General features: G+C 64.9%; 23 protein-coding genes and 1 tRNA gene. 21 read left to right on the forward strand and 3 right to left on the reverse strand.

The features are described from left to right. Positions 1-47 precede the first annotated feature (47 nt). Positions 48-1,112 (reverse strand): tRNA epoxyqueuosine(34) reductase QueG, encoded by a 1,065-nt coding sequence (queG, locus tag LPW30_RS11300; protein WP_239680892.1) that lies wholly within the window; start codon positions 1,110-1,112, stop codon positions 48-50. A gap of 125 nt (positions 1,113-1,237) precedes the next feature. Here queG and LPW30_RS11305 point away from each other — a divergent pair, with 125 nt between their 5' ends. The 13 genes from LPW30_RS11305 (at position 1,238) to LPW30_RS11365 (ending at position 16,961) form a co-directional block, all read left to right on the forward strand. Then, positions 1,238-2,740 (forward strand): NAD(P)H-hydrate dehydratase, encoded by a 1,503-nt coding sequence (locus tag LPW30_RS11305; protein ID WP_239680893.1) that lies wholly within the window; start codon positions 1,238-1,240, stop codon positions 2,738-2,740. Beyond that, positions 2,737-3,219: a tRNA (adenosine(37)-N6)-threonylcarbamoyltransferase complex ATPase subunit type 1 TsaE gene (tsaE, locus tag LPW30_RS11310; protein WP_239680894.1), complete on the forward strand. Its 483-nt coding sequence runs from the start codon at positions 2,737-2,739 to the stop codon at positions 3,217-3,219. Before LPW30_RS11305 ends, tsaE begins: the two co-directional genes overlap by 4 nt. A gap of 68 nt (positions 3,220-3,287) precedes the next feature. After that, positions 3,288-4,661, forward strand: a complete 1,374-nt coding sequence (locus LPW30_RS11315; protein WP_238624131.1) for an N-acetylmuramoyl-L-alanine amidase — start codon at positions 3,288-3,290, stop codon at positions 4,659-4,661. A gap of 7 nt (positions 4,662-4,668) precedes the next feature. Continuing rightward, positions 4,669-6,606: a DNA mismatch repair endonuclease MutL gene (gene mutL / locus LPW30_RS11320; protein ID WP_239680895.1), complete on the forward strand. Its 1,938-nt coding sequence runs from the start codon at positions 4,669-4,671 to the stop codon at positions 6,604-6,606. Positions 6,607-6,651: 45 nt separating this feature from the next. Further along, a complete protein-coding gene (gene miaA / locus LPW30_RS11325) occupies positions 6,652-7,563 on the forward strand; it encodes a tRNA (adenosine(37)-N6)-dimethylallyltransferase MiaA (RefSeq protein ID WP_338018818.1) in 912 nt (303 codons plus the stop codon). A 103-nt stretch (positions 7,564-7,666) separates the two neighbouring features. Beyond that, positions 7,667-7,915 (forward strand): RNA chaperone Hfq, encoded by a 249-nt coding sequence (gene hfq / locus LPW30_RS11330; protein WP_025280791.1) that lies wholly within the window; start codon positions 7,667-7,669, stop codon positions 7,913-7,915. A 66-nt stretch (positions 7,916-7,981) separates the two neighbouring features. Continuing rightward, positions 7,982-9,265 (forward strand): ribosome rescue GTPase HflX, encoded by a 1,284-nt coding sequence (hflX, locus tag LPW30_RS11335; protein ID WP_025280792.1) that lies wholly within the window; start codon positions 7,982-7,984, stop codon positions 9,263-9,265. Between the two features lie 90 nt (positions 9,266-9,355). Then, positions 9,356-10,534, forward strand: coding sequence for an FtsH protease activity modulator HflK (gene hflK, locus LPW30_RS11340; RefSeq protein WP_025280793.1), 1,179 nt, complete (start codon positions 9,356-9,358; stop codon positions 10,532-10,534). Next, positions 10,534-11,412, forward strand: coding sequence for a protease modulator HflC (gene hflC / locus LPW30_RS11345; RefSeq protein WP_025280794.1), 879 nt, complete (start codon positions 10,534-10,536; stop codon positions 11,410-11,412). The genes hflK and hflC overlap by 1 nt, the downstream gene beginning before the upstream one ends. A 27-nt stretch (positions 11,413-11,439) precedes the next feature. Beyond that, the gene (locus LPW30_RS11350; protein WP_025280795.1) at positions 11,440-11,628 is read left to right on the forward strand and encodes a DUF2065 domain-containing protein; all 189 of its coding nucleotides are present in this window, start codon (positions 11,440-11,442) and stop codon (positions 11,626-11,628) included. 56 nt (positions 11,629-11,684) lie between these two features. Beyond that, positions 11,685-12,869, forward strand: coding sequence for an ATP phosphoribosyltransferase regulatory subunit (locus LPW30_RS11355; protein WP_025280796.1), 1,185 nt, complete (start codon positions 11,685-11,687; stop codon positions 12,867-12,869). Positions 12,870-12,871: 2 nt separating this feature from the next. Further along, positions 12,872-14,164: an adenylosuccinate synthase gene (locus LPW30_RS11360; protein ID WP_025280797.1), complete on the forward strand. Its 1,293-nt coding sequence runs from the start codon at positions 12,872-12,874 to the stop codon at positions 14,162-14,164. Positions 14,165-14,258: 94 nt separating this feature from the next. Further along, on the forward strand, positions 14,259-16,961 hold the full coding sequence (locus LPW30_RS11365; protein WP_025280798.1) for a cation-transporting P-type ATPase: 2,703 nt from the start codon (positions 14,259-14,261) through the stop codon (positions 16,959-16,961). Between the two features lie 244 nt (positions 16,962-17,205). On the opposite strand, the gene LPW30_RS11370 is transcribed toward LPW30_RS11365, so the two are convergent. After that, a tRNA-Leu gene (locus LPW30_RS11370) sits at positions 17,206-17,292 on the reverse strand. Positions 17,293-17,387: 95 nt separating this feature from the next. On the opposite strand from LPW30_RS11370, the gene rnr reads away from it, so the two are divergent. Together rnr and rlmB are read left to right on the forward strand one after the other, a co-directional pair. Beyond that, the gene (gene rnr, locus LPW30_RS11375) at positions 17,388-19,751 is read left to right on the forward strand and encodes a ribonuclease R (RefSeq protein WP_239680896.1); all 2,364 of its coding nucleotides are present in this window, start codon (positions 17,388-17,390) and stop codon (positions 19,749-19,751) included. Positions 19,752-19,755: 4 nt separating this feature from the next. Beyond that, positions 19,756-20,502 (forward strand): 23S rRNA (guanosine(2251)-2'-O)-methyltransferase RlmB, encoded by a 747-nt coding sequence (gene rlmB / locus LPW30_RS11380; protein ID WP_239680897.1) that lies wholly within the window; start codon positions 19,756-19,758, stop codon positions 20,500-20,502. Between the two features lie 25 nt (positions 20,503-20,527). Here the strand turns inward: rlmB and LPW30_RS11385 are convergent, their stop codons facing one another. After that, on the reverse strand, positions 20,528-21,211 hold the full coding sequence (locus LPW30_RS11385) for a rhomboid family intramembrane serine protease (protein ID WP_025280801.1): 684 nt from the start codon (positions 21,209-21,211) through the stop codon (positions 20,528-20,530). A gap of 146 nt (positions 21,212-21,357) precedes the next feature. On the opposite strand from LPW30_RS11385, the gene rpsF reads away from it, so the two are divergent. From rpsF to alr, 6 genes are all read left to right on the forward strand, one after another. Continuing rightward, positions 21,358-21,762 (forward strand): 30S ribosomal protein S6, encoded by a 405-nt coding sequence (rpsF, locus tag LPW30_RS11390; protein WP_025280802.1) that lies wholly within the window; start codon positions 21,358-21,360, stop codon positions 21,760-21,762. A gap of 36 nt (positions 21,763-21,798) precedes the next feature. Continuing rightward, a complete protein-coding gene (gene rpsR, locus LPW30_RS11395) occupies positions 21,799-22,023 on the forward strand; it encodes a 30S ribosomal protein S18 (RefSeq protein ID WP_025280803.1) in 225 nt (74 codons plus the stop codon). A gap of 48 nt (positions 22,024-22,071) precedes the next feature. Then, positions 22,072-22,992 carry a DUF2232 domain-containing protein gene (locus LPW30_RS11400; protein ID WP_025280804.1) on the forward strand — a complete coding sequence of 307 codons (921 nt, stop codon included), beginning with the start codon at positions 22,072-22,074 and terminating at the stop codon, positions 22,990-22,992. A gap of 53 nt (positions 22,993-23,045) precedes the next feature. Continuing rightward, on the forward strand, positions 23,046-23,495 hold the full coding sequence (gene rplI / locus LPW30_RS11405; protein ID WP_025280805.1) for a 50S ribosomal protein L9: 450 nt from the start codon (positions 23,046-23,048) through the stop codon (positions 23,493-23,495). A gap of 234 nt (positions 23,496-23,729) precedes the next feature. Continuing rightward, positions 23,730-25,127, forward strand: coding sequence for a replicative DNA helicase (gene dnaB / locus LPW30_RS11410; RefSeq protein ID WP_051582635.1), 1,398 nt, complete (start codon positions 23,730-23,732; stop codon positions 25,125-25,127). Next, positions 25,124-26,206 (forward strand): alanine racemase, encoded by a 1,083-nt coding sequence (gene alr / locus LPW30_RS11415; RefSeq protein WP_025280807.1) that lies wholly within the window; start codon positions 25,124-25,126, stop codon positions 26,204-26,206. Before dnaB ends, alr begins: the two co-directional genes overlap by 4 nt. The last annotated feature ends 22 nt before the right edge of the window (positions 26,207-26,228 follow it).

The following is a 26,228-nucleotide window of genomic DNA, read 5'->3' on the forward strand; positions in this document are numbered from 1 at the left end:
GTCGGGGAGAAGGGCCGGGGATGAGGGGGAACGGCGGGCACCACGCCTCACTTCACCTGCCGCTCCAACGCCCACACCACATGCTCCCGCACCATCGCCGAAGGATGCCCCGCCCGGGCTTCCAGGGCGGCCACCACCTCCCCGGAAGGTCCGGCATTCCCCAGGGCCACGGCCAGGTTGCGCAGCCAGCGCTCATGGCCGATGCGGCGGATCGCGGAGCCTTCGGTGCGCTTGAGGAATGTGGCCTCATCCCAAGCGAATAGATCCACCAGCGAGACATCATCCAGCCCGTGGCGAGCCTCGAAGTCCGGTTCCACCCCCAGCGCGGCGCGGCGGTTCCACGGGCAGACCAGCTGGCAGTCATCGCAACCATAGATGCGGTTGCCCAGGAGTGGTCGCAGGGGCTCGGGGATCGACCCTGAGTGCTCGATGGTCAGGTAGGAGATGCACAGCCGCGCATCCAGTTCAAAGGGCGCCACGATGGCGCCGGTGGGGCAGGCGTCCATGCAGGCGCGGCAGCGGCCACAGTGCTCGGATCCCGGCGGGTCCACCGGTAGCGGCAGGTCGGTATAGAGTTCCCCCAAAAAGAACCAGGAGCCCGCCTCGCGACTGAGCAGGTTGGTGTGTTTGCCAATCCATCCCAGGCCGGCCTTCTCGGCCAGGGCCTTCTCCAGCACCGGGGCACTGTCCACGAAGGCGCGGTAACCAAAGGGGCCGATGGCCTCTTCGATGCGTGTGGCCAGGGTCTGCAGACGCCGGCGCATCAGCTTGTGATAATCCCGCCCCAGGGCATAGCGGGTGATGAAGGCCGCCTCGGGTTGTTCCAGCACCTCCCAGGCATCCCGGGCCCTGGCCGGCAGGTACTGCATCCGTACCGAGATGATTCGCAGGGTGCCCGGCACCAGTTCCGCAGGGCGCGAACGCAGGGTACCGTGGCGCTGCATGTAGTCCATGGTGCCGTGACGACCGCGTTCGAGCCAGTTGATCAGATGCGTTTCGTGTTCACCCAGAGCCGTGTCACTGATGCCCACGGCATCGAAGCCCAGTGCCTGGCCCCAGTTCCTGATCTGATTGGCGAGGCTCTGGGGAGAGATGTGAGGGGGCAGGGGCATGGCGCAGGCCGGGCGAAACGACTGTACGCACAGGATACGCCATGAGAGAACCCGCGATACAGTTGGTTTGCGGCGTGGCGCTCGCCGGCCCTACCATTGAGCCCGTGCCCACGAGAGTCATCCCGATGCTTCCCATAGCCTTGTACACCGCCGAACAGGTGCGCGACATGGACCGCTGCGCCATCCAGGATCATGGCATTGCCGGTTATACCCTGATGGAGCGCGCTGGTGCCGCCAGCCTGTCGGTGCTGCGTGCGCAATGGCCAGCGGCCCATGTGATCACCGTGGTCTGCGGCCCCGGCAACAACGGAGGGGATGGCTATGTGGTGGCCCGCCTGGCCCAGGAGGCGGGGCTGGGAGTGCGCGTGGTGGCGGCCACGGATCCCAAGGCCCTTAAAGGCGATGCCGCGCGGGCCTGGCAGGACTGGCAGGCCTGTGGCACTCCCCTTGCGGCAGATGCGGCGGGAGCCTTGCGGGGAACCGATGTGATTGTGGATGCCTTGCTGGGTACGGGGCTGGGGCGACCCGTGGAGGGGGGCATGGCGGAGCTGATCGAGGCCATGAATGCCTCCGCAGTCCCGGTGCTGGCCCTGGATATCCCCTCGGGCCTGAACGCGGACACCGGTGCGGTGATGGGCTGTGCCGTCGAGGCGCAGGCCACCGTGACCTTCATCGGATTGAAGCAGGGCCTGTTCACCGGTTCAGGCCCCGAGCAATGCGGACGCATTCATTACAGTGACCTGGATGTGCCCGCCGCCGTGCACCAGTCCCAGGTTCCCGGCGCCTGGCACCGGGATGAGGGCACCCTGAGATGCCTGGGCCCGCGTCGCCGTGGTGCCCACAAGGGGCACTTCGGTCACGTGCTGTTGGTGGGCGGCGATGCGGGCATGCCGGGCGCGGTGCGCCTGGCGGCCGAAGCGGCGGCGCGGGTTGGGGCGGGGCTGGTGAGCGTGGCCACCCATCCGGCCCACGCGGCCCTGATTCCCATGGCGCGCCCGGAACTCATGTGCCATGGCATCGAGAATGTCCCGGACCTGGATGCCCTCCTGGACAGGGCTTCGGTGGTGGCCGTGGGCCCGGGTCTGGGGCAGGGGGTCTGGGGGCGCGCCCTGTGGCAACGGGTATCGCAATGGGGCGGTCCCTTGGTGGTGGACGCCGATGCCCTGAACCTGCTGGCGGCCGGACCGCTGCGCAGGGACGACTGGGTGCTGACGCCCCACCCAGGGGAGGCGGGCCGACTTCTTGGCCTGGACAGCGCCCGGGTACAGGGCGATCGTCCCGCCGCCGCCGCCTTGCTGGGCCAGCGCTACGGGGGCACCTGTGTACTCAAGGGTGCCGGTACCCTGGTCCACGGGTCAGCCGGCCTGCAGATCTGTGATGCGGGCAACCCGGGCATGGCCAGTGGCGGCATGGGCGACGTGCTGACCGGGGTCATCGCCGGTCTGGTGGCCCAGGCACTCCCTGAGGCGGGCATGTCTCAAGGCGGGGCCTTGTCACATCTGGAAGCTGCGGCCACCCTGGGCGTGTGTGTCCATGCCGCCGCGGCGGATCGGGCTGCCGTGGCGGGCGAACGGGGCCTGCTGGCGACAGATCTTCTGGATGCTCTTCGATTCACGGTGAACCCATGATGCAGGAACTACCCGATGAACAGGCTACCCGGGCCTTCGGTGCCCGCCTGGCCGCCACCTGCCCGCTGCGGGGGCTGGTCTTTCTCCAGGGGGATCTGGGGGCCGGCAAGACCACCCTGGTGCGTGCCTTCCTGCGGGCCCTGGGGCATGTCGGCCCGGTGAAGAGCCCCACTTACACCCTGGTGGAACCTTATGAGATCGGCGGGCGTCGTATCCTGCACTTCGATCTGTATCGTCTGGCCGATCCGGAAGAACTGGAGTACCTGGGGGTGCGGGAGGACATGGACGACGCCACCCTCAATCTGGTGGAGTGGCCCAGCCAGGGAGAGGGTTGGCTGCCTGTCCCGGATCTGGTGCTGAGCCTGTCGGCCAGCGGCGAGGGTCGGCGCCTTGAACTGTCGTCCGGTACCGATGCCGGCAGGGAATGGGTGGCACGCATCCTGGAGAATCCACCCGAAAATGAACGCTTATCTGGCTAATATTGCAGATCTTTCGGGCTTGCAATCGGCCCTGTTTCAGCCACACTATAGTGTGGAAGTGTTTCCTCATGGGGGTCAGGGTTGTGACCGGTTCGATCAATCAGGCCAGACGGCGGCGGTTCTTGCAGTGCCTTTTGTACGCCTCGGGTGCGACCATCGCCGGTGGGTGGTGGCCGGCCACCGTGCTGGCCAGCAGCCAGACGCGTGTCCAGGCCCTGCGCACTTCCATGGATGGCGAAGTCACGCGGCTGGTGTTTGACCTCTCGGGGCCGGTGGACCATGCCCTGTTCACCTTGAGCGACCCGGATCGGGTGGTCATCGACCTGCGTCAGGCCCGTCTGACCGGGGAGTTGCGTTTGCGGGACGAGGCCAAGGGCCCCCTGGAGGGCTTGCGTCATGCCACCCGCAATGACGAGGATCTGCGTGTGGTGCTGGATCTGAGCCGCCCTGCCAACCCCCGCAGTTTTCTGCTCCGCCCCACCGATGACAGCGGTCATCGCCTGGTGATCGACCTGCAACAGGAGGGAGCGGGCACGCCCGATGCCTCTCCAGCCGTGGGCGAGGAGAGGCCACGGTCCCGGGAAGTGATCGTGGCGATCGATGCCGGTCACGGGGGCAAGGATCCCGGCGCCATCGGTCCGGGAGGCACCTACGAGAAGGACGTGGTGCTGGCCATCGCCAAGCGGCTTGAAAAGCTGGTGGAAAAAGAGCCGGGTATGAAGCCGGTGATGATCCGCACCGGTGACTATTTCCTGCCCCTGCGGGAGCGTATTCGCCGCGCCCGCCAGAATCATGCCGACGTGTTCATTTCCATCCACGCGGATGCGGCGCCGGATTCCCGGGCCCAGGGTTCCTCCGTGTACATGCTCTCCGAACGAGGCGCCACCAGTGAGGCGGCCCGCTGGCTGGCTCAGCGGGAGAACGAGGCCGACAGCCGGCTGGGTGCCGTGCCCATCAGCGACAAGGACGACGTTCTGGCTTCGGTGCTGCTGGATCTCTCCCAGACCGCCACCCTGGAGGCCAGCAATACCCTGGCGGACTCCCTCATCGGTGAGATGCATCGGGTAGGCAAGGTGCGTCGTGCCCGCGTGGAACGGGCCGGTTTTGCCGTCCTGCGCTCCCCGGATGTGCCCTCCGTGCTGGTGGAGGCGGCCTTCATCTCCAACCCCCAGGAGGAACGCAAGCTCAAGACGGCGGCGTTCCAGCAGTCCATGGCCGAGGCCCTGCTGGGTGGCTTGAGGGATTATTTTTCCAGCCACGCGCCGCCCGGGACGATCCTGGCGGAGAACCGCCGTGGCCGCCATGTGATCCAGAGCGGCGAGACCCTGTCGGCCATTGCCAGTCGTTACCAGGTGTCGCTGACGCAGCTGCGCCGCCATAACAACCTGAACAGTGATGTGATCCGCGTCGGGCAGGTGCTGGAGATCCCGCGAGGGGGCTGAAGGGATCATGCCCATCCATGAACTCCCCCCGCAACTGATCAATCAGATCGCCGCCGGTGAAGTGGTGGAGCGTCCGGCGTCCGTGGTCAAGGAATTGCTGGAGAACAGTCTCGATGCCGGAGCGCGGCGCATTCAGTTGGACGTGGAGCAGGGTGGGGCGCGGCGTATCCGGGTGCGGGATGATGGCTGCGGTATCCCCCGGGAACAATTGTGCCTGGCCCTGTCACGCCACGCCACCAGCAAGATCGCCAGCCTGGATGACCTGGAACGGGTGGGCAGCCTGGGCTTCCGGGGCGAGGCGCTGCCCAGCATCGCCTCGGTATCGCGACTGACCCTCACTTCCTCCGTGGCGGGCGAGGACAGCGGCTGGGCCCTGCAGGGGGATGGCGGCGACCGCTTCGAGGCCCCCGAGCCAGCACCCCATCCGGTGGGTACCACCATCGATGTGCGGGAGTTGTTCTTCAATGTTCCGGCCCGGCGCAAGTTCCTGCGCACCGAACGCACCGAATACGGCCACCTGGAAGAGGTGGTTCGCCGCCTGGCCCTGTCCCGCTTCGACGTGGGGTTTGATCTCAACCACAATCGCAAGTCCACCCTGCGCCTGCCCGCGGCCGAGGATGCCGCGACCCGGGATCGCCGTGTGGGGCAGATCTGCGGTGAGGCCTTCCTGGAACAGGCGGCCTTCATGGAACAGGAGGGGGCCGGGCTGCGTCTGTGGGGCTGGATGGGGTTGCCCACCTTTTCCCGCAGTCAGGCCGATCTGCAGTATTTCTACGTGAACGGCCGCATGGTGCGGGATCGGCTGGTCACCCATGCGGTGCGCCAGGCCTATCAGGATGTCCTCTACCACGGTCGGCATCCGGCCTATGTGCTGTTTCTGGAGCTGGACCCGGCCCTGGTGGATGTGAATGCCCACCCGGCCAAGCATGAGGTGCGGTTTCGCGAGTCCCGCCTGGTGCACGACTTTCTCTTTCGCAGCCTGCATCGGGCCCTGGGGGAATTGCGACCCGGTGCATCGTCGGCACCCACCGGGCCCGCCGCGGAAGCGGAAGCAGTTTTATCCACCGGGGTATCGGGCGTCGACCAGGCCGGACAAGCGGGCCAGGCCCAGGTGCCCGGGGCCCATGGCCTCGACGAGACACCGGCCCCTGCCGGGTCTCGGACGGATCATGTCCGGCCCTCTGGGGCGGCGCCCGCCTGGGCGGGGCGGCAGGCTCGCCTGCCGCTGAATGTGGCCGAGTCCATGGAGGCCTACCGCCGCCTGCATCCGGATGGGCCGGTCATCGACCCCGCCATGAACGCCGTAACCGGGTCAGAAACGGACGATACGGCCACCGGCACGGAGAAATCCCCCGCCGATGAGCCACCCATGGGCTTCGCCCTGGCCCAGCTCCACGGGGTGTACATCCTGGCCCGTAACCGGGAGGGGCTGGTGCTGGTGGACATGCATGCCGCCCATGAACGCATCACCTACGAGCGCCTGAAAAAGGCCTATTGGGGGGAGGGCGTCAGGTCCCAGCCACTTTTGATACCCGAAACCCTTCAGGTGAGTCGTGCCGAGGCAGATCTGGCCGAGGCCCATCAGGAGGATTTTCGCACCCTGGGGCTGGAGATCGACCGCAGTGGGCCGGAGCAGTTACGTCTGCGGGCGATCCCCAGCCTGCTGGTGGGTGGGGATGCCGCCTCCCTGGTTCGGGATGTGATTGCTGATCTGCACGCCCACGGCCAGTCATCGCGGGTGGAGGAACACATCAATGCCCTGCTGGGTACCATGGCCTGTCATGGGTCGGTGCGCGCCAACCGCACGCTCACCCTGCCGGAGATGAATGCCCTGCTGCGGGACATGGAGGCCACCGAACGCAGCGGACAGTGCAATCATGGCCGCCCCACCTGGGTGGCCCTGTCCATGGGTGAACTGGATCGTCTGTTCATGCGGGGTCGATAGGTGACAGGGACACTGTCTCCCGCCGCACCGCCGGCGATCTTTCTCATGGGCCCCACCGCCACCGGGAAGACGGAGCTGGCGGTGGAGTGGGCGCAACGCCTGCCCTGCGAGATCATCAGCGTGGACTCGGCCATGATCTACCGTGGCATGAACGTGGGCACGGCCAAGCCCTCGCCGGACATCCTGCGGACAGCACCGCATCACCTGGTGGATATCCTGGACCCGTCCGAGACCTATTCCGCGGCGCGCTTTCGCGAGGATGCCCTGACGCTCATGGCGGATATCACCGCCCGTGGGCGAGTGCCCCTGCTGGTGGGGGGCACCATGCTGTATTTCCGGGCCCTGGATTTCGGCCTGGATACCCTGCCCGATGCCGATCCAGTGGTGCGTGCCCGCATTGATGCCCTGGCTGCCGACGCGGGTTGGGAGGGTGTGCATCTGGCCCTGGCCCGGGTGGATCCGGTTTCGGCGGCACGCATCCACCCCAATGACCCGCAGCGACTGCAGCGCGCCCTGGAGGTGTTCGAACTCACCGGGCAGCCCCTGTCCTCGTTTCATGCCCAGCCGCGGGCCTCGCAACTCCCCTATGATGTCCTGCGCCTGGCGCTCATGCCGGCGGATCGCACCCAGTTGCGGGAACGTATCGCCCGGCGCTTTCATGCCATGCTGGAGGCCGGCTTCATGGATGAAGTGCGTGCCCTCAAGGCCCGCGGTGACCTGAACCCGCAGATGCCATCCATACGGGCCGTGGGCTACCGCCAGGCATGGGCCTGTCTGGAGGGTGAACTGGATGACGAGGCCATGGTCTCAAAGGCGATCACTGCCACCCGTCAACTGGCCAAGCGGCAGATGACCTGGCTGCGAAGTTACCCCCAGACCCGTCAGTACGATCCTGAGACGCTGGACCATGAGGGGATCTTTCAGGCAGTGACCGCGCATGTGAACGACCCACGATAACCGTGGGGAGGCGTGTGCTAGAATCAGGGCTCCGACGCTTCGTCGGGCCGACGGCCCGATTGTCGGAACAACAACAAAAGATGACCCAACCCGGGAGCAAGCCATGTCAAAAGGGCAGACATTACAAGAACCCTTTCTCAACACCCTGCGCAAGGAGCGCATTCCGGTGTCCATCTACCTGGTGAATGGCATCAAGCTGCAGGGTCAGATCGATTCCTTCGATCAATTCGTGGTGCTCCTCAAGAACAGTGTGAGCCAGATGGTCTACAAGCATGCCATCTCCACCATCGTGCCATCCCGACCGGTCAAGATGGCCATGGCCGATGATGCCGAACAGGACAGCCCGTCCTGATCACGTTCCGACGGCCTCCTGTGGTGGCCGTTGCCTCCTTTATTGTACTGAGGTTTCAGCGACATCTTGTTTGAAAGACCCCGCAGCGGCGAGCGCGCCGTACTGGTGCACCTGAATCTGCCCACCCAGGATGATGACGAGGACTGCCAGGAGTTCATGGAACTGGTGCGCTCCGCCGGCGCCGAGCCCGTCGGCCTGATCACCGGGAGTCGCAAGTCACCGGATCCGCGCTACTTCGTGGGCAGCGGCAAGGCAGAGGAGGTTCGCGACCTGGTGAAGAGCGAAGAGGCCGAGGTGGCCATCTTCGATCACCCGCTCTCCCCAAGCCAGGAACGAAACCTGGAAAAACTCCTGCAATGCCGCGTGCTGGATCGTGCCGGGCTGATCCTGGATATCTTCGCCCAGCGTGCGCGCTCCCACGAGGGCAAACTGCAGGTGGAACTGGCACAGTTGCGCCATATGTCCACGCGGCTGGTGCGTGGCTGGACTCACCTGGAACGCCAGAAAGGGGGGATCGGCCTGCGCGGTCCCGGTGAGACCCAGCTCGAGACCGACCGGCGCCTGCTGGGTGTGCGCATCAAGCAGATCACCCGTCGCCTGGAGAAGGTGGAGCAGCAGCGGGAGCAGGGCAGACGCTCGCGACTGAGGGCCGAGGTGCCCACCATCTCCCTGGTGGGGTACACCAATGCCGGCAAGTCCACCCTGTTCAACCGGCTTACCCAGGCGGGGGTCTATGCTGCGGATCAGCTCTTCGCCACCCTGGACCCAACCCTGCGGCGTGTGGAGCTTCCCTCGCAACAGGCCATGATCCTCGCCGATACGGTGGGGTTCGTGCGGCAACTTCCCCATGATCTGGTGGCGGCCTTTCGGGCCACCCTGACCGAGACCCGGGAAGCCTCGTTGCTGCTGCATGTGGTGGATGCCCACGACGCCCAGCGGGATGTGTACATGGAGCAGGTGAATCAGGTGCTCGAAGAGATTGGCGCTCGCGAAGTGCCGCAGATCCTGGTGTTCAACAAGATTGACCTCATTCCTGGCGCAACCCCGCGCATCGAGCCGGCCGACCATGGAGAGCCCGCCCGGGTGTGGCTATCGGCCCAGACCGGCGCAGGGGTGGATGCCTTGCTGGAGATGCTGGCCGATCACTATGCCGAGTCCATCGTGGGCGGCTGGCTTGAACTGCCGCCCACGGCGGGTCGCGAACGGGCCGGGTTGTTCGAGATGGATGCGGTGGAGCAGGAAGAGGTCACCGAAAGCGGCGGCTGGCGGCTGCGGATCCGTCTGCCGCAGCGCCGCCTGGATGAACTTTTTCGGGATGCAGGGTTCACACCGAAACTGTCTCAAGACTAGAATGGGCCGCTTGCGTGGCTGGCCGGGGTAGGGACGCCAGGGCCACTCAACCTTTCAGACGAATGATCGCGTTTTCGACGGAGTCAGCACATGCCCTGGAATGAACCAGGAAACAACGGCAAGGATCCCTGGGGCGGCGGTGGTAACCGCGGCGGCGGGAATCAGGGCCCTCCGGATCTCGATGAGGTCCTCAAGAAACTCTCTTCCAAATTCAACGCCCTGTTCGGCGGTGGTAGTGGCGGGGAAGGCGGCGGCGGTGGCGGTCTGGGCAAGCATGCCTCGGCCGGGATCAGCCTTGCGGTCATCCTGGCCCTGGTCATCTGGCTGGCTTCGGGCTTTTTCATCGTGAGTGAAGGGGAGCGCGGCGTGGTGCTGCGCTTTGGTTCCTTCACCTCCGTGGCCACCCCGGGCCCCAACTGGCATCTGCCCTATCCCATCGAACGGGTGGAAATCGTGGATGTGGATAACATCCGTTCCATCCAGCACCGCGCCCTGATGCTCACCGGCGATGAGAACATCATCGACGTGGACATCGCCGTGCAATACCGGGTGATGGATCCGGTGGACTTCCTCTTCAACGTGCGTAACCCGGACTCCACCGCCCGCCAGGTGATGGAATCGGCCATCCGCGAGCGGATTGGCAAGAACCGCCTGGATTTCATCCTGGGTGAGGGGCGCGCGGAAGTGGCCACCTCCGCGCGAGTGGTGATCCAGGATGCCCTGGATTCCTACGGCACCGGCATTGCGGTCACGGCTGTCAGCATGCAGCAGGCTCAGCCGCCTGAGCCGGTGCAGGAGGCCTTCGCAGATGCCATCCGTGCCCGTGAGGACGAGGTGCGTTTCCGTAACGAGGCGGAGGCCTACGCCAACACCATCCTGCCTCAGGCGCGTGGTGAGGCTGCCCGACTGACCGAGCAGGCCGAGGCCTATCGGGAACAGGTGATCGCTCAGTCCGAGGGTGATGCGTCACGCTTCACCCAGTTGCTGGCCGAATACCAGAATGCCCCGGAGGTGACCCGCGAACGTCTGTTCATCGAGACCACCGAGGTGGTGCTGGGCTCCACGGGCAAGGTCTTTCTTGATGTGAGCAGCAGCAACAATCTGATGATGCTGCCCCTGGACAAGATCCTGCGGGGTGAGATGTCCGCCGGACAGGCGGAAGGGGGTTCCCGCTCGGGCGCGTCCAGCTTGTCTACCCGACCGACGACGCCGTTGCCAAGCCTTGGCCAGCGGTCTGGTCCTGATCCCCGTTCACGGGAGGTGCGTTGATGTTTAGGATCGCAGCGATTGTCTTAGCCGTTGCGGCCGTGATTGTGGCCCTGTCCACCTTTACCGTGGATGAACGAGAGCGGGTCATCGTCTTCAGCCTGGGTGAAATCAAGCGTGTGGACCCGGAGCCGGGGCTGCATTTGAAGTTTCCCATCGTCAACAACGTGCGCAAGTTCGATGCCCGTGTACTGACCCTGGATATCCCGCCGGACCGTTTTCTGACCAGTGAGGCCAAGAACGTCATCGTCGACTTCTATGCCAAATGGCGCATCGATGACGTGGGTCAGTTCTTCCGGGCCACCCGGGGGGACGAGCGCAATGCGCAGGAACGCATGACCCAGATCCTTCGGGACGGCATGCGTAACGAGTTTGCCAAGTACACACTGGAAGAAGTGGTCTCCGGTGAGCGCATCACCATCATGGGTGCCGTGCGTCAGCAGGCGCTGGATACTGCAGCGGAGCTGGGTGTGGTGCTGGTGGATGTGCGCATCCGGCGCATGGACCTCCCTGACGAGGTGAGCGAATCCGTGTTTGCCCGCATGCGAGCCGAGCGTGAACGTATCGCCCAGGACTTCCGTGCCCGCGGCCGTGAAGAGGGCGAGCGCATCCGGGCTCGTGCCGACCGTGATCGCACGGTGATCATCGCCAACGCCTATCGGGATGCGGAACGCATCCGGGGTGAGGGTGATGCCGGTGCCGCGGCCACCTTTGCGGAGGCCTATGAGCAGGATGAGGAGTTCTTCGCCTTCTACCGGAGCCTGCTGGCCTACCGCAACACCATGGCGGGCCCGGAGAATGTCTTCGTGCTGGAGCCGGACTCCCAGTTCTTCCGTTACTTCCGGGATCCCTTGGGGAACCAGGCGCGAGCTGGGGATTAATCACGACCCGATCTGACTCGACCTCCCATGTGGTCTGATCTGCTGGCGGCCCTCGCATTGCTGATGGTGATCGAGGGCCTGCTTCCGTTTATCAACCCCGCCGGGCTGCGCCGCACCCTGCTTGAGGTGGCGCAGCTGCCCGATTCGGTGCTGCGCGGCGTGGGTCTCGCCAGTCTGGTACTGGGGGCCTTGTTGCTTTGGTGGGTGCGTGGCTGAACGTCATCCCCAATGCCGCACGCACCCGGAATTTCAAATGACCTTGATTGAGTGACATGACCGATTCCAATCGCTGGCTGCTTCCCGAAGGTGTGGAAGAGGCCCTGCCGCCCCTGGCGGAACGCCTTGAAACCTGCCGACGTCAACTGCTGGATCTCTACCATGGCTGGGGCTACCAGCTGGTCATGCCGCCCTTCATCGAATACCTGGAATCGTTACTGACCGGGACGGGACGGGGCCTGGATCTGCAAACCTTCAAACTCACCGACCAACTCAACGGTCGGCTGATGGGTGTGCGGGCAGACATGACGCCCCAGGTGGCCCGGATTGATGCCCACCGGCTCAAGTGTGAAGCCCCCTCTCGCCTGTGCTACATGGGCACGGTGCTGCACACTCGACCCGACGGCTTTGCCGGTTCCCGCAGCCTGCTGCAGGTGGGCGCTGAGCTGTACGGCCACTCGGGCCTGGACTCGGATCTGGAGATCCTCAGCCTCATGCTGGAGACCCTGGATGTCTGCCAGGTGGATACACCTCTGGTGGACCTGGGGCATGTGGGGATTTATCGGGCACTGGCAGTCCAGGCAGGTATGGACCCGGACCAGGAAATAACCCTGTTTGACATGCTCCAACGCAAGGCACTGCCGGAGATTCGGGAGTATCTTGGCGGACTGGCCATGGAGGATGCGCCGCGCCGTCGCCTCTCGGCCCTCGCGGAACTCAATGGGGGCGACGAGACCCTGGCGCGTGCTCGTGAGGTGCTGGCCGGGGCAGGGGATCTCGTGAGCCGTGCCCTGGACGACCTGGAGCAACTGGCCGAGGGTCTGCGCGCCCGATATCCGGCCGTCCTGCTGCATTTCGATCTGGCCGAATTGCGGGGCTATCATTATCACACCGGCCTGGTATTCGCCGCTTACAGGCCGGGTAACGGTCAGGAAGTGGCACGGGGTGGGCGTTATGACGATATTGGCCGGGTGTTCGGTCGAGCCCGCCCGGCCACCGGTTTCAGTGCCGATCTCAAGACGCTGGTGCGGCTCTCCGGGCAGCCGGAGAGTACCCCGGCACGGGCCATCTTCGCACCGGCAGACCCGGATACCTCCCTGGCAGCGACGGTCACCCGTCTGCGCCGGGAGGGGGAACGGGTGATTCAGGGCTTATCAGGTCAGACGGCGGATGCCGCCGCCATGGGCTGTGACCGGGTGCTGGTCAAATCCAATAATCAGTGGACAGTGGTGGACGCTTGAACATGAGTAAATTCGTGGTGGTCCTGGGCAGTCAGTGGGGCGATGAAGGCAAGGGCAAGGTGGTGGATCTGCTCACCGAGGAAGCCGCTGCCGTGGTGCGTTTTCAGGGTGGGCACAATGCCGGCCATACCCTGGTGATCGACGGTCGCAAGACGGTGCTGCACCTCATCCCCTCGGGCATCCTGCGCGACAATGTGCAGTGCCTGATCGGCAATGGCGTGGTGCTCTCCCCCGAGGCGCTGATGAAGGAAATGGCCATGCTGGAGAAGAACGGCGTGCCGGTGCGTGAGCGCCTGCGCCTGTCCGAATCCTGCCAGTTGATCCTGCCCTACCATGTCATGCTGGACCAGGCTCGTGAAAAAGCCCGTGGCAATGCCGCCATCGGTACCACTGGTCGGGGCATCGGCCCGGCCTACGAGGACAAGGTGGCGCGCCGCGGTCTGCGCCTGGGGGATCTGTTCCACCGGGAGCGCTTCGCCGCCAAGCTGGGTGAGGTGCTCGACTATCATAACTTTGTGCTCAAGCACTATTTCAAGGCCGAGACCCTGGACTTCCAGGCGGTGCTGGAACACTCCCTGGCAGTGGCCGAAGAGCTGGCCCCGATGATCATGGATGTGCCCGAGCGCCTGCGCCAGCTGCGCGAGCAGGGGGCATCGGTCATGTTCGAGGGGGCCCAGGGCACCCTGCTGGACATCGACCATGGCACCTATCCCTTCGTGACCTCTTCCAACACCACTGCCGGTGGCGTGTGCACCGGCAGTGGCGTGGGTCCCCTGGATCTGGATTACGTGCTTGGCATCACCAAGGCCTATACCACCCGTGTGGGCGCCGGTCCGTTCCCCACCGAACTGTTCGATGCCATGGGCGAGCACCTGGCCCATCGTGGCCATGAATTCGGTTCCACTACGGGTCGGCCACGTCGTTGTGGCTGGTTCGATGCCGTGGCCCTCAAGCGCGCGGTGGCCATCAACAGCATCAGTGGCCTGTGCGTCACCAAGCTGGACGTGCTGGATGGTCTGGAAACCCTGCAGGTCTGCGTGGGCTACCGCTGTGGTGACGTCGTGCATACCGAGCCGCCAGCAGGCGCCGATGCCTACGCCGAATGCGAGGCCATCTACGAGGAACTGCCGGGCTGGCAGGAGTCCACCGTCGGGGTCACCGACTATGACCAATTGCCCGCCAACGCCCGGACCTATCTGGAGCGTATCCAGGAGGTGTCAGGGGTTCCCGTGGACATGATCTCCACTGGCCCGGACCGCGGTCAGACCATCCTCAAGCGCCATCCGTTCGCTTAACTCCTTCGTATAGTCCCACGCCTCCCGGGGTGTCATGCCCCGGGAGGTCGTGTGGGTGCGGCCCTGGGCCGCCCATTCTCAAAAGAGTCCCGCCATGTCCGAGGAACAGGAATCCCCCGAGCAGCGCTCCTGGCATCATCTGGAGCCGGAAGACGTCCTGAAGACACTGGAGACACCCGAAGAGGGTCTCGCTGAAGACGAGGTGGAGCGGCGACGCGAGGTCCATGGGTCCAACCGTCTCCCGTCGCCCCGCACCCGGGGTCCGCTGCGCCGTTTCCTGGCGCAGTTCCATAACCTGCTGATCTACGTGCTCATGGGTGCCGCCCTGGTCACGGCGTTGCTGGGCCACTGGGTGGACACCGGCGTGATCCTGGCGGTGGTGCTGCTCAACTCCATCATCGGGTTCGTGCAGGAGGGCAAGGCGGAAAAGGCCCTGGACGCCATCCGCGACATGCTCTCCCCCCATGCCTCGGTGCGTCGCGCAGGTCATCGTTCCACGGTGCCGGCCGAGGAGCTGGTGCCCGGCGATCTGGTGCTGATCGAGCCGGGTGACAAGGTGCCGGCGGACCTGCGCCTGATCAAGGTCAAGGGCCTTCAGGTGCAGGAGGCAGTGCTGACCGGCGAGTCCGTGCCCGTGGACAAGGGCGTCGATCCGGTGGAGTCTGAGGCAGAACTGGGTGACCGGCTGTCCATGGCCTTTTCCGGCACCCTGGTCACGGCCGGACAAGCCACCGGCGTTGTTGTGGAGACGGGCGCTCGCACCCAGATCGGTCGCATCAGCGGCATGCTCTCTGAGGTGCAGACCCTCACCACCCCCTTGATCAAGGCCATGAACACCTTCGCCCGCTGGCTCACCCTGGCCATCGTCATGCTGGCGGCCATGGTGTTCAGCTTCGGTCTGCTGGTGCGCGATTACAGCGCCGTGGAGATGTTCATGGCCGCCGTGGCCCTGGCGGTGGCCGCCATCCCCGAGGGGCTGCCGGCCATCCTCACCGTGACCCTGGCCATTGGCGTGCAGCTCATGGCCTCACGCAATGCCATCATCCGGCGACTGCCTGCGGTGGAGACCCTGGGCTCGGTGTCCATCATCTGTTCCGACAAGACCGGCACGCTCACCCGTAACGAGATGACGGTGCGCTCCCTGGCCCTGGCGGGGGGCTTTTACGAAGTCACGGGTGTGGGTTACGACCCCCATGGGGCCTTTGAGCGAGACGGTGCAGAGGTGGACCCGGATGATGACGCTGCCCTGGGCGAGGTCATCCGCGCCATGGTCCTGTGCAACGACTCCAGTCTGTACAAGCGCGATGACCAGTGGGTGGTGGAAGGCGATCCCATGGAGGGGGCCTTGCTCACCGCCGGCATGAAGGCCGGCCTGAACATGGAACAGCTCAACAAGCACTGGCCGCGCACGGACGTGGTGCCCTTTGAATCCGAACACCGCTTCATGGCCACCCTGAACCATGATCATGACGGCAACGGCATGATCTATGTGAAGGGGGCCCCGGAGCAGATTCTGGAGATGTGTTCCCGGGTGTCCGGAGAAGAATCGCTTGACAAGGATCACTGGCTGGCCAAGGTGGACGAACTGGCCAATCGGGGGGAACGGATCCTGGCGGTGGCGCGGCGCAAGAGTGATAACGGTCAGCGGGAAATCAAGTTCGACGAGCTGGGCTCTGAATTCGAATTCCTGGGACTGTTCGGCTTGATCGATCCGCCCCGCGAGGAGGCCATCACCTCGGTGGCAGAGTGCCAGCAGGCGGGTATCCGGGTGAAGATGATCACCGGTGACCACGCCGGCACGGCCCAGGCCATCGCCCGGCAGTTGGGCCTGGCCCATGCCGATGAGGTGCTCACCGGCCGGGATATCGACAGCATGGACGACGAGGCCCTGCGCGAGGCCGTGCCTCGGGTGGATGTGTTCGCCCGAGCGGCGCCCGAGCACAAGCTGCGCCTGGTTCGCGCCCTGCAGTGGCATGGCTACGTGGTGGCCATGACCGGCGATGGAGTCAATGACGCCCCGGCCCTCAAGCAGGCGGATGTGGGCGTGGCCATGGGGCGCAACGGCACCGAAACGGCCAAGGAGGCCTCGGAGATGGTGCTGGCGGATGACAATTTTGCCTCCATCGCCCATGCGGTGCGCGAAGGGCGGCGGGTCTACGACAATCTCAAGAAGGCCATCACCTTCCTGCTGCCCATCAACGGCGGAGAGTCGGGTTCCATCATTGCTGCCATCATGCTGGGCATGGCCCTGCCCATCACGCCCCTGCAGGTGCTGTGGGTGAACATGGTCAGTTCGGTGGGCCTGGCCATGGCCCTGGCCTTCGAGCCGGCCGAGAAGGATGTGATGAGCCGGCCGCCGCGCAAACCCGGGGAGCCGATACTCTCCCTGTTCCTGGTGTGGCGCATCCTGTTCGTCTCGGTCCTGTTTCTGGCCGGTATCTTCGGCATGTACCTGTGGTCCATCCAGGCCGGCTACAGCATCGATGCGGCCCGCACCCATGCAGTGAACACTCTGGTGATCATGGAGGTGTTCTACCTGCTCAGCGTTCGCTCCCTGAAGGTGCGCTCCCTCACCCTCAAGGGGCTCATCGGTACCCGTGCCGTGGCCATCGCGATCCTGGTGGTGGTGACCCTGCAGATGATCTTCACCTACGCGCCGTTCATGCAGTTCTTCTTCGACAGCACGGCGGTGGGTCTGTACGCCTGGGGCATCATGCTCGGCGTGGGTGTGGTGCTCTTCATCATCCTGGAACTGGAGAAGGCGGTGCGCAACCGTATCGCCCAATCCAGAAGCTAGGTGTTGCCTCCCGCAATGGACGATTTCCGACTGCCTCCTGGACCCCATTCCGGGTCCGGGGCGTTCGGGAACGTGGCGGATACCCAGGGTGGCGTCTGAAGTGTATGGTTCGGAGAGGAAGGGCAGGGGGGTGCGCCGGCACGGGCATGCCCCGCATGGCGCTGGGAATTACCGGACAAAAGGCGTACAATTCGCCCCTTCAAACGAAAACGGCCCGCTTTCGCGGGCCGTTTCATCACAAAGATGGTGCCGAGGAGAGGACTTGAACCTCCACGGGGTCTCCCCCACTAATACCTGAAACTAGCGCGTCTACCAATTCCGCCACCTCGGCCTGAGGCAGGTGTGTCCTGCATTTCAGATGAGCGCGCATTCTAAACGATCGGGGATGTTTGTCAACACCCCAGCTTAAAATTATTTGGCGACTACATGACAAGAAAGAAAAAAACGATTCCCCAGGACCCCAACTTCGACAGAGAGGCCAGGAAGTACGAACGCCCCATCCCCAGCCGTGAACTGATCCTCCAGGTGATCGAGGATGCGGATGGGCCCATCAACTTCGAACCCCTGGCCGAGCGGCTGCAGCTCCAGGAAGACGTGGATCTCGAGGCCCTGACGCGTCGTCTGCGTGCCATGGAGCGGGATGGCCAGCTGGTGTGCAACCGGGCTGGCGGCTGGCTGCCGGTGAACCAGTGCGATCTGGTACGTGGTCGGGTCTCCGCTCACCCGGACGGCTTCGGCTTTCTGATCCCTGACGAAGGCAAGGACGATCTGTTCCTCTCTCCCCGGCAGATGCGGGCCCTGATGCATGGTGACCGGGCCGTGGCCCGGGTGATCGGCATCGACCGCCGCGGCCGCCGGGAAGGGGCTGTGATCGAAGTGCTGGAGCGCAACACCCAGCAGATCGTCGGGCGTCTCACGGTGGAAGGGGGTATCGGCTTTGTGGACCCGGACAACAAGCGACTGCCTCAGGATGTCCTGATACCGCCGGAATGCCTGGGCGGTGCCGAGCCGGGTCAGATTGTCGTGGTGCATATCCGCGAACAGCCTTCCAAGCGCACCCGTCCCATTGGCCAGATCGTTCAGGTGCTGGGCGAGCACATGGCGCCGGGGATGGAGATCGACATTGCCGTGCGCAACTACGGTCTGCCCTTTGAATGGCCGGAAGAGGTGACCGAGGCAGCCGATGCCTTCGGCGCCCAGGTGGCGGAATCCGCCAAGAAGGCTCGTCTGGATCTGCGCGAGATGCCGTTGGTCACCATCGACGGCGAGGACTCCCGGGACTTTGACGATGCCGTGTATTGCGAATCCCTTGGGCGACGCGGCTACAAGCTGTGGGTGGCCATCGCCGATGTCTCTCACTACGTGCAGGCAGAGGATGCCCTGGACAAGGAGGCCTATAACCGGGGCACTTCCGTGTACTTCCCGGATCGGGTCATTCCCATGTTGCCGGAAGTGCTCTCCAACGGCCTGTGTTCCCTGAATCCGGATGTGGATCGTCTCTGCATGGTCTGCGAAATGACCATCAATTCCCGAGGCCGCATCACGGACTACGATTTTCACGAGGCGGTGATGCGCTCCCATGCCCGGCTCACCTATACCGACGTGGCCCGGGTGCTGGTGGATCGTGACCCCAAGGCGGTGGAGCGTCATGAGGCCGTGGTGCCGCACCTGGAAAACCTCTACGGCCTCTACAAGCTGCTGCGCAAGGCTAGGGACAACCGGGGCACCATCGACTTCGAGAGCACCGAGACCCGCATCATCTTCGGTGAGGATCGCAAGATCGAGCGCATCGTGCCCTACGAGCGCAACGACGCCCACAAGATCATCGAGGAGTGCATGATCGCGGCCAACGTGGCCACGGCGAAGTTCCTGCGGCGGCATCGCATGCCCACACTTTTCCGGGTGCACGAAGGGCCGCGCGCCCAGAAGCTCAACGATCTGCGTGAATACCTGGGTGGCCTGGGTCTGTCCCTGGGCGGGGGTGATGAACCCAGCCCGGCAGACTTTGCCGAACTGCTGGACTCGGTGAAGGAGCGGCCCGATGCCCACCTGGTGCAGATGGCGCTGCTGCGCTCTCTGTCTCAGGCCGTGTACAGCCCGGAGCGGCTGGGTCACTTCGGTCTGGCCCACGAGGATTATCTGCACTTCACCTCGCCGATTCGCCGGTATCCGGACCTGCTGGTGCACCGGGGTATCCGCCATGTGCTTCAGGGCGGCAAGCCCAAGGAGTTCACCTATACCAAGGCGGATATGGTCGCCATGGGTGAGCACTGCTCCATGGCAGAGCGTCGTGCCGACGAAGCCTCCTGGGACGTGGAGGCCTGGCTCAAGTGCGAGTACATGCAGGACCGTGTGGGCGAGGCGTTCGATGGCGTGGTCAAGACCGTCACCTCATTTGGTCTGTTCGTGGAGCTCAAGGACATCTACGTGGAGGGCCTGGTGCACGTGACGAGCCTCTCCAACGACTATTACCACTTCGACCCGGCCACCCACTGTCTCAAGGGTGAACGCAGCGGCCGTCGTTACCGCATGGGTGATCCCATTCGTGTGCAACTGGCCCAGGTCAATCTGGATGACCGCAAGATCGACTTCATCCCCGCGCCGGGTGAGGAAGAGCCCGGAGATGGCAAGGGAGGCGGCAAAGGCGGCAAGAGTCGTGGCCGCAGGAAGGACAAGGCCGAAAAGGCGGCTGCCACGGCCCACGAGGAGGGTAAGTCGAAGGACAAGGATAAGGGCAAAAGCAAGAGTCGTTCCGGTCGGCGCCGCAGCCGCAAGCGCAGCGAGGCCTAAGGTCATGGCGGCTCATGACGAGGTCTTCGGGCTTCACGCGGTGGAGGCCCTGCTGCGCCAGTCCCCCGGGCGGGTGGAATCCCTGCGGGTGCAGTCGGGGCGCGTGGATGCCCGCATGCAGGCCATCCTGGATCAGGCGGACCGGGCGGGCATCCCGGTCACGCGCCTGCCCCGTCGGGATCTGGATGCCCAGGCCGGCGGCGCCACTCACCAGGGGGTGATCGCCCGGGCGCAGCCCGTGGCCTCCCTGGGGGAGAAGGATCTGCCGGATGTGGTCATGGCCCCCCGGGAAGGGGCCCCCGTGCTCCTGCTGGTGCTGGATGGCGTGACCGATCCCCATAACCTGGGGGCCTGCCTGCGCACCGCCGATGCCGCCGGCGTGACCGCGGTCATCGCCCCCCGGGACCGGGCCGTGGGCCTCACCCCGGTGGTGCGCAAGGTGGCCTGCGGGGCGGCCGAATCGGTGCCCTTCATCCAGGTGACCAACCTGGCGCGCACCCTGGATCTGCTCAAGGATCTGGGGGTGTGGACGGTGGGCACCACGGGCGAGGCCGACACGGGCTTGTATGACGCGGACCTGACGGGCCCCACGGCCCTGGTGCTGGGTGCCGAGGGCAAGGGCATGCGCCGCCTCACCGCCGAGCGTTGCGACGCGCTGGTGCGTCTGCCCATGCGTGGGAAGGTGGAGAGCCTGAACGTGTCGGTGGCGGCGGGGGTATGCCTGTACGAGGCGGTCCGGCAGCGGGGGTGAGGGGTGAGGGTCGCCGCGCCCCGGATCATTGCAGCAGCCGGACATCCCGCCGCTTGAACACGAACAGCAGCGCCACGCCGGCGGCAAACCCGGCCACGTGGGCCAGAAAGGCCACCCCAGGCTGATCCGGCGGTGTGAGCAGCGCCTGAAACAGCTGGATCACGAACCACAGCACCAGCACGGCCGCCGCCGGCAATCGCGCCGGATACAGGATCAGGCCCAGTGGGATCAGCACCGTGATCCGCGATGACGGATGCAGCAGCAGATAGGCCCCCAGCACCGCCGAGATGGCGCCGCTGGCGCCGATCATGGGCACCTCCGAACCGGGGGCGAACAGGCCGTGCCCCAGGGCCGCCACCGCGCCGCCCAGCAGATAGAACACCAGAAAACGTCCGTGACCCATGGCGTCTTCCACGTTGTTGGCAAACACATACAGAAACAGCATGTTGCTGATCAGGTGCAGCCAGCCCCCATGCAGGAACTGGCTGGTGAAGACCGTCATCCAGGGGGCCACCACCTGCACGTCCTCGGGCAAGCGGGCCCCCTGCAGCAGCACCGCCGGCACGAAGCCCAGGCCGTAGACCACGTGGAGCAGGGCCTGGGAGTCCAGGGTGAGTTGCCAGAAGAACACCAGCACGCAGCCGATCAGCAGGGTCCAGGTGATCAGCGGCGGTCGTTCGGTGGGGTTCTCGTCATTGATGGGGATCATCCGTCCGTCCCTTTTGCATGCACTGCTCGCGCCGATTGCTTAGAGCCGCCCAAGCGGTTAAGATTCCGCCTTTTGCCGGGCCTGCCCGGCGTCTCTCCTTGCCTCACCGGATCGCCGGGAGGCTGATACCCGAAAGGAAAATCACAATGCGTCATTACGAAATCGTCTTCATGGTCCACCCGGACCAGAGCGAGCAAGTGCCCGCCATGATGGAACGCTATCGGGGGATCATCGAATCCGCCGAGGGTGAGATCCACCGCCTGGAAGACTGGGGCCGTCGCCAGTTGGCCTATCCCATCCAGAAGCTGCACAAGGCCCACTATGTGCTGATGAACGTGGAATGCCCTGAAGCTGCCCTGGAAGAACTGGTCAGCGCCTTCCGCTTCAACGATGCCGTGATCCGTCACCTGGTGATGTCCATGGATCGTGCCTTCACCGACGTCTCCCCCCTGGCCAAGAACCGGGACGACGACGACAGCGACAGCAGCGCCCGGTCCTCTGACGACGACGACAGCGACGACGACTCCAGCCGTTCCGCTTCCGCCGACTGATCATCTCCCCGTTCCAACGTATTCCGAGGTAAGACCATGGCCCGTTTCTTCCGCCGTCGCAAGTATTGCCGTTTCACCGCCGAGGGCGTTGAGTTCATTGACTACAAGGACCTCAACACCCTGAAGAACTATGTCACCGAAACCGGCAAGATCGTTCCCAGCCGGATCACCGGTACCAGTGCCCGTTATCAGCGCCAGCTGGCCACCGCCATCAAGCGGGCGCGCTTCCTGGCACTGCTGCCTTACTCCGACAACCACTGAGTTGGCTGGCCGTCCGGTACCCTCCCTGGGTACCAGTGGCAGGATCCCATGAAGCCTTTGGCGTCATTCATCATGCAGGGCCGCTTGCGGGCCGCCACGGCCACCGCCGGATTCGGTGTGGCTGGTCTGTTGCTCCCGCCGCTGGCCCTGGTCAGCAGCTCGGCTGTCTCCCTGGTGACCTTGCGTCTGGGCGCGGCCCAGGGCGTGGCCGTGGCGGCCCTGGCCGCCCTGGTGCTTGCGCTGATCGCCTGGGTGGCGGGTCTGCACCCCGCTGTGGGGATGATCACTGCCCTGGTGCAATGGCTGCCGGCCCTGGTGCTGGCCGAGGTGCTGCGCAGGACGTTCTCCTGGGCCATCACCCTGTCGGTGGGTATCGGCATCGGTTGCGGCGTCATTCTGTTGTTGCACGCGACCGTGCCCAACCTGCCGCAGATGTGGCTGGCGGTGCTGGAGCAGGCTGTGGGTCCGTTGTTCGAGCAGTCGGGGGTGACCGGCAGTGAACGCCAGCAGGCCTTCCTGCAGGCGGCCTCGCTGATGACCGGCATGCTGGCGGCGGTATCGCTGCTGGCCCTGAGCGCGGCACTCATCCTGGCCCGTTACTGGCAGGCGGTGTTGTACAACCCCGGTGGTTTCAGGGAGGAGTTTCATGCCCTGAGCCTGGGCCGTGTGCCGGCCATGATGCTGGTGGGGCTCTTGCTGGTGGCGTGGCTTGCCGATTCCTACCTGCTGTTCGAGTTGTCGCTGGTGTTCTTGATGGCCTTCTTCCTGCACGGGCTGGCGGTCATCCATGGCACCAATGCCCGGATGAATTTGAGCCGGATCTGGCTGGTGTTCACCTACGTGTTGCTGGCGCTGGCCCTGCCGCAGATGGTGATCCTGCTGGCTACCCTGGGGGTGATGGACAGCTTCCTGAACCTGCGCGGCCGACTGACCCGGGCCCAGCCCGAAGACAAGTCCGACGATACCTGATGCCCGACCTCTCGGCGGGCAACGCATTTGATTCTTGATTGAGGTAAAAACCGATGGAAGTCATTCTCCTGGAAAAGGTGGAAAACCTGGGCAACCTGGGTGACAAGGTGCGCGTGCGTGCCGGGTATGCCCGTAACTACCTGCTGCCCCAGGGCAAGGCCAAGTTTGCCACCGAAGCCAACCTGGCCGAGTTTGAGGCTCGCCGTGCCGAACTGGAAAAGGCCGCCGCCGAGTCGCTGGCTGCCGCCGAGTCCCGTCGTGACAAGCTGGAGGCCATGACGGTCACCGTGACGGCCAAGGCGGGTGGTGAAGGCAAGCTGTTCGGCTCCGTGGGTACCGCCGACATCGCCGATGCAGTGACCGCCGCTGGCGGTGAACTGGAAAAGCGCGAAGTGCGCATGCCTGATGGCCCGCTGCGGGTGGTGGGCGAGTACGAGATTGCCCTGCAACTGCACACCGACGTGAAGGCCACTTTGAAGGTCGTGGTGGCAGGCGAAGAATAAGCACTGCCATGCCACGCCCCACCGGTGTCTGAGGCAGGGACGTGGTGACGGAAGTGTCTCGCGTGGGAGCGGCCCCGGGCCGCGAAGGGATGGCTTGGCCCCGACCGGGGGCCGTTTGCTGCCTTCGCGGTCCGGGGCCGCTCCCACATGGGGTGGCCTCGAAATCATGCTATTGTTTCGATGAGGCACCGCCCATCCGTGCTTCGGTTGCTCGACTCCTTCCGGTAGAACTCCATGTACGAAACACCCCCACCGCCCCATTACGACACCGATACCTCTTCGCTCAAGATTCCACCCCATTCCATTGAGGCAGAGCAGGCCGTTCTCGGCGGCCTCATGCTCGAGAATGAGGCCTGGGACACGGTGGCCGACGCCGTGGCCGAGGTGGACTTCTATCGACACGATCACCGGCTGATCTTCCGCGCCATCGCCGAACTGGCGGGCCGCAATGCCCCCTTCGACGTGGTGACCATCTCCGAACGTCTGGAATCCCGCGGCGAGCTTGAGGAGGCGGGTGGGCTGGCCTATCTGGGCCTGCTGGCCCGCGACACGCCCAGCGCCGCCAATATCTCCGCGTATGCGGCGATCGTGCGCGAACGGTCGGTGGTGCGCCAGCTGATCAGTGTGGGCACCGGCATTGCCGATAGCGGCTTCAAGCCCGAGGGCCGTGACAGCCAGCAGCTGCTGGATGAGGCGGAACAGAAGGTCTTCAAGATCGCTGAACAGGGCCAGCGTTCCCGTCAGGGTTTTCGCGGCATGCGCACCCTGCTCAAGTCCACGGTTGAGCACATCGAAATGCTCTTCGAACAGGACACCCCCATCACCGGTCTGCCCACCGGCTATGATGAGTTTGACGAGATGACCTCCGGCCTGCAGCCGGGCGACCTGGTGATCATGGCGGGGCGCCCCTCCATGGGCAAAACCTCCTTTGCCATGAACATGGCCGAATATGCCGCCCTCAAGCAGCAGTATCCGGTGGCCGTTTTCAGCATGGAGATGCCCGGCGAGCAGCTGGCCATGCGGCTGCTGTCATCCCTGGGACGCATCAATCAGCAACGCCTGCGCACCGGTCGCCTGGAGGATGATGACTGGCCCCGGTTCTCCAGCGCCGTGTCCATGCTCTCCGAGGCCCAGCTCTACATTGACGACAGTCCGGCCCTGTCGCCCAACGACCTGCGCGCGCGCGCGCGACGACTCATGCGCGAGCACAAGAAGCTGGGGCTCATCGTTGTGGATTATCTGCAGCTCATGCAGGTGCCGGGCAGCGCCGAGAACCGGACCAACGAGATTTCGGAAATCTCCCGCGGGCTCAAGGCTCTGGCCAAGGAAATGAACGTGCCGGTGATCGCGCTCTCCCAGCTCAACCGCAGCCTCGAGCAGCGCCCCAACAAGCGCCCGGTGATGTCGGATCTGCGCGAATCAGGCGCCATTGAGCAGGATGCGGACCTGATCGTCTTCATTTATCGGGATGAGGTCTACAACGAGGACAGCCCCGACAAGGGCACGGCGGAGATCATCATCGCCAAGCAGCGTAACGGTCCCATCGGCGTGGTGCGGCTGACCTTCCTGGGGCAGTACACCCGGTTCGAGAACTACGTGCCGGAAATCTATTCCAACGAGGCCTTTTCGTGAAGCGCGCTGCCCGGGCGCATCTGCGGCTGGGTGCCCTGGAACATAACCTGGGGCGGGTGCGGGAGGCTGCGCCGGGACGGCGTGTGATGGCCGTGATCAAGGCCGAGGCTTATGGGCACGGTCTGCTGCGAGTGGCCCATGTGCTGGCGCCGCTGGCGGATGGGTTTGCCGTGTCCTGCATGGACGAGGCGGAGGCCTTGCGTGGCGCCGGTTTTCGTCTGCCTCTGCTGGTGATGCAGGGCTTCAAGAATGACCGGGAACTGCGCCAGGCCGCGCGTGAAGATATCACCGTGGTGGTCCACGACGAGAGCCAGCTTCGCCTCCTGGAAACCACGCCGCTTTCCAGCCCACTGCAGGTCTGGCTCAAGCTTGATACCGGCATGGGGCGCCTGGGTTTCTCTGCCACGCGCGCCGCCGCCTTGCATGGAGGGCTGCAGCGATGTGCCCAGGTGGTGCAACCACCGGTATGGATGACTCATCTGGCCTGTGCCGATGAGCCCGAACGTCCGGAGAACGCTGCCCAGTTGAACCGCTTCGAAGCGGCCACCCAGGGGCTGTCAGGTCTGCGCAGTCTGGCCAACTCCGCGTCCATCCTCGCCCTGCCACGAAGTCACGGGGACTGGGTACGCCCCGGCATCATGCTCTATGGGGCGTCGCCCCTGGCCGACCGGGACCCCGCCCGGCATGGCCTTGAGCCGGTGATGCACCTGCAGGCACCCCTGGTGGCAATCCAGGATCGGTCTCTGGGGGATACCGTGGGCTATGGCGCCACCTTCCAGTGCCCGAGGCCTACCCGGGTGGGTGTGGTGGCCATTGGCTATGCCGATGGTTACCCCCGGCATGTGCCCAATGGCACCCCGGTCCTTGTGGGCGCAAGTCGTGCCCCGTTGATCGGCCGGGTTTCCATGGACATGATCACCGTGGATCTGACCGACCATCCCCAGGCGGCGGTGGGCGATCCCGTCACCCTGTGGGGCGAGGGCCTGCCGGTGGATGAGATCGCGGCGGCCGCCGAGACCATCAGCTACGATCTGCTTTGCGCCGTGGCCGATCGCGTGCAGGTGACCACGCAGCCCTGAACCGGGGCCATCCGACTTTTCC

Origin of the sequence: Ectothiorhodospira variabilis, assembly GCF_022227625.1 — a bacterium.
GTDB lineage: Bacteria > Pseudomonadota > Gammaproteobacteria > Ectothiorhodospirales > Ectothiorhodospiraceae > Ectothiorhodospira > Ectothiorhodospira haloalkaliphila.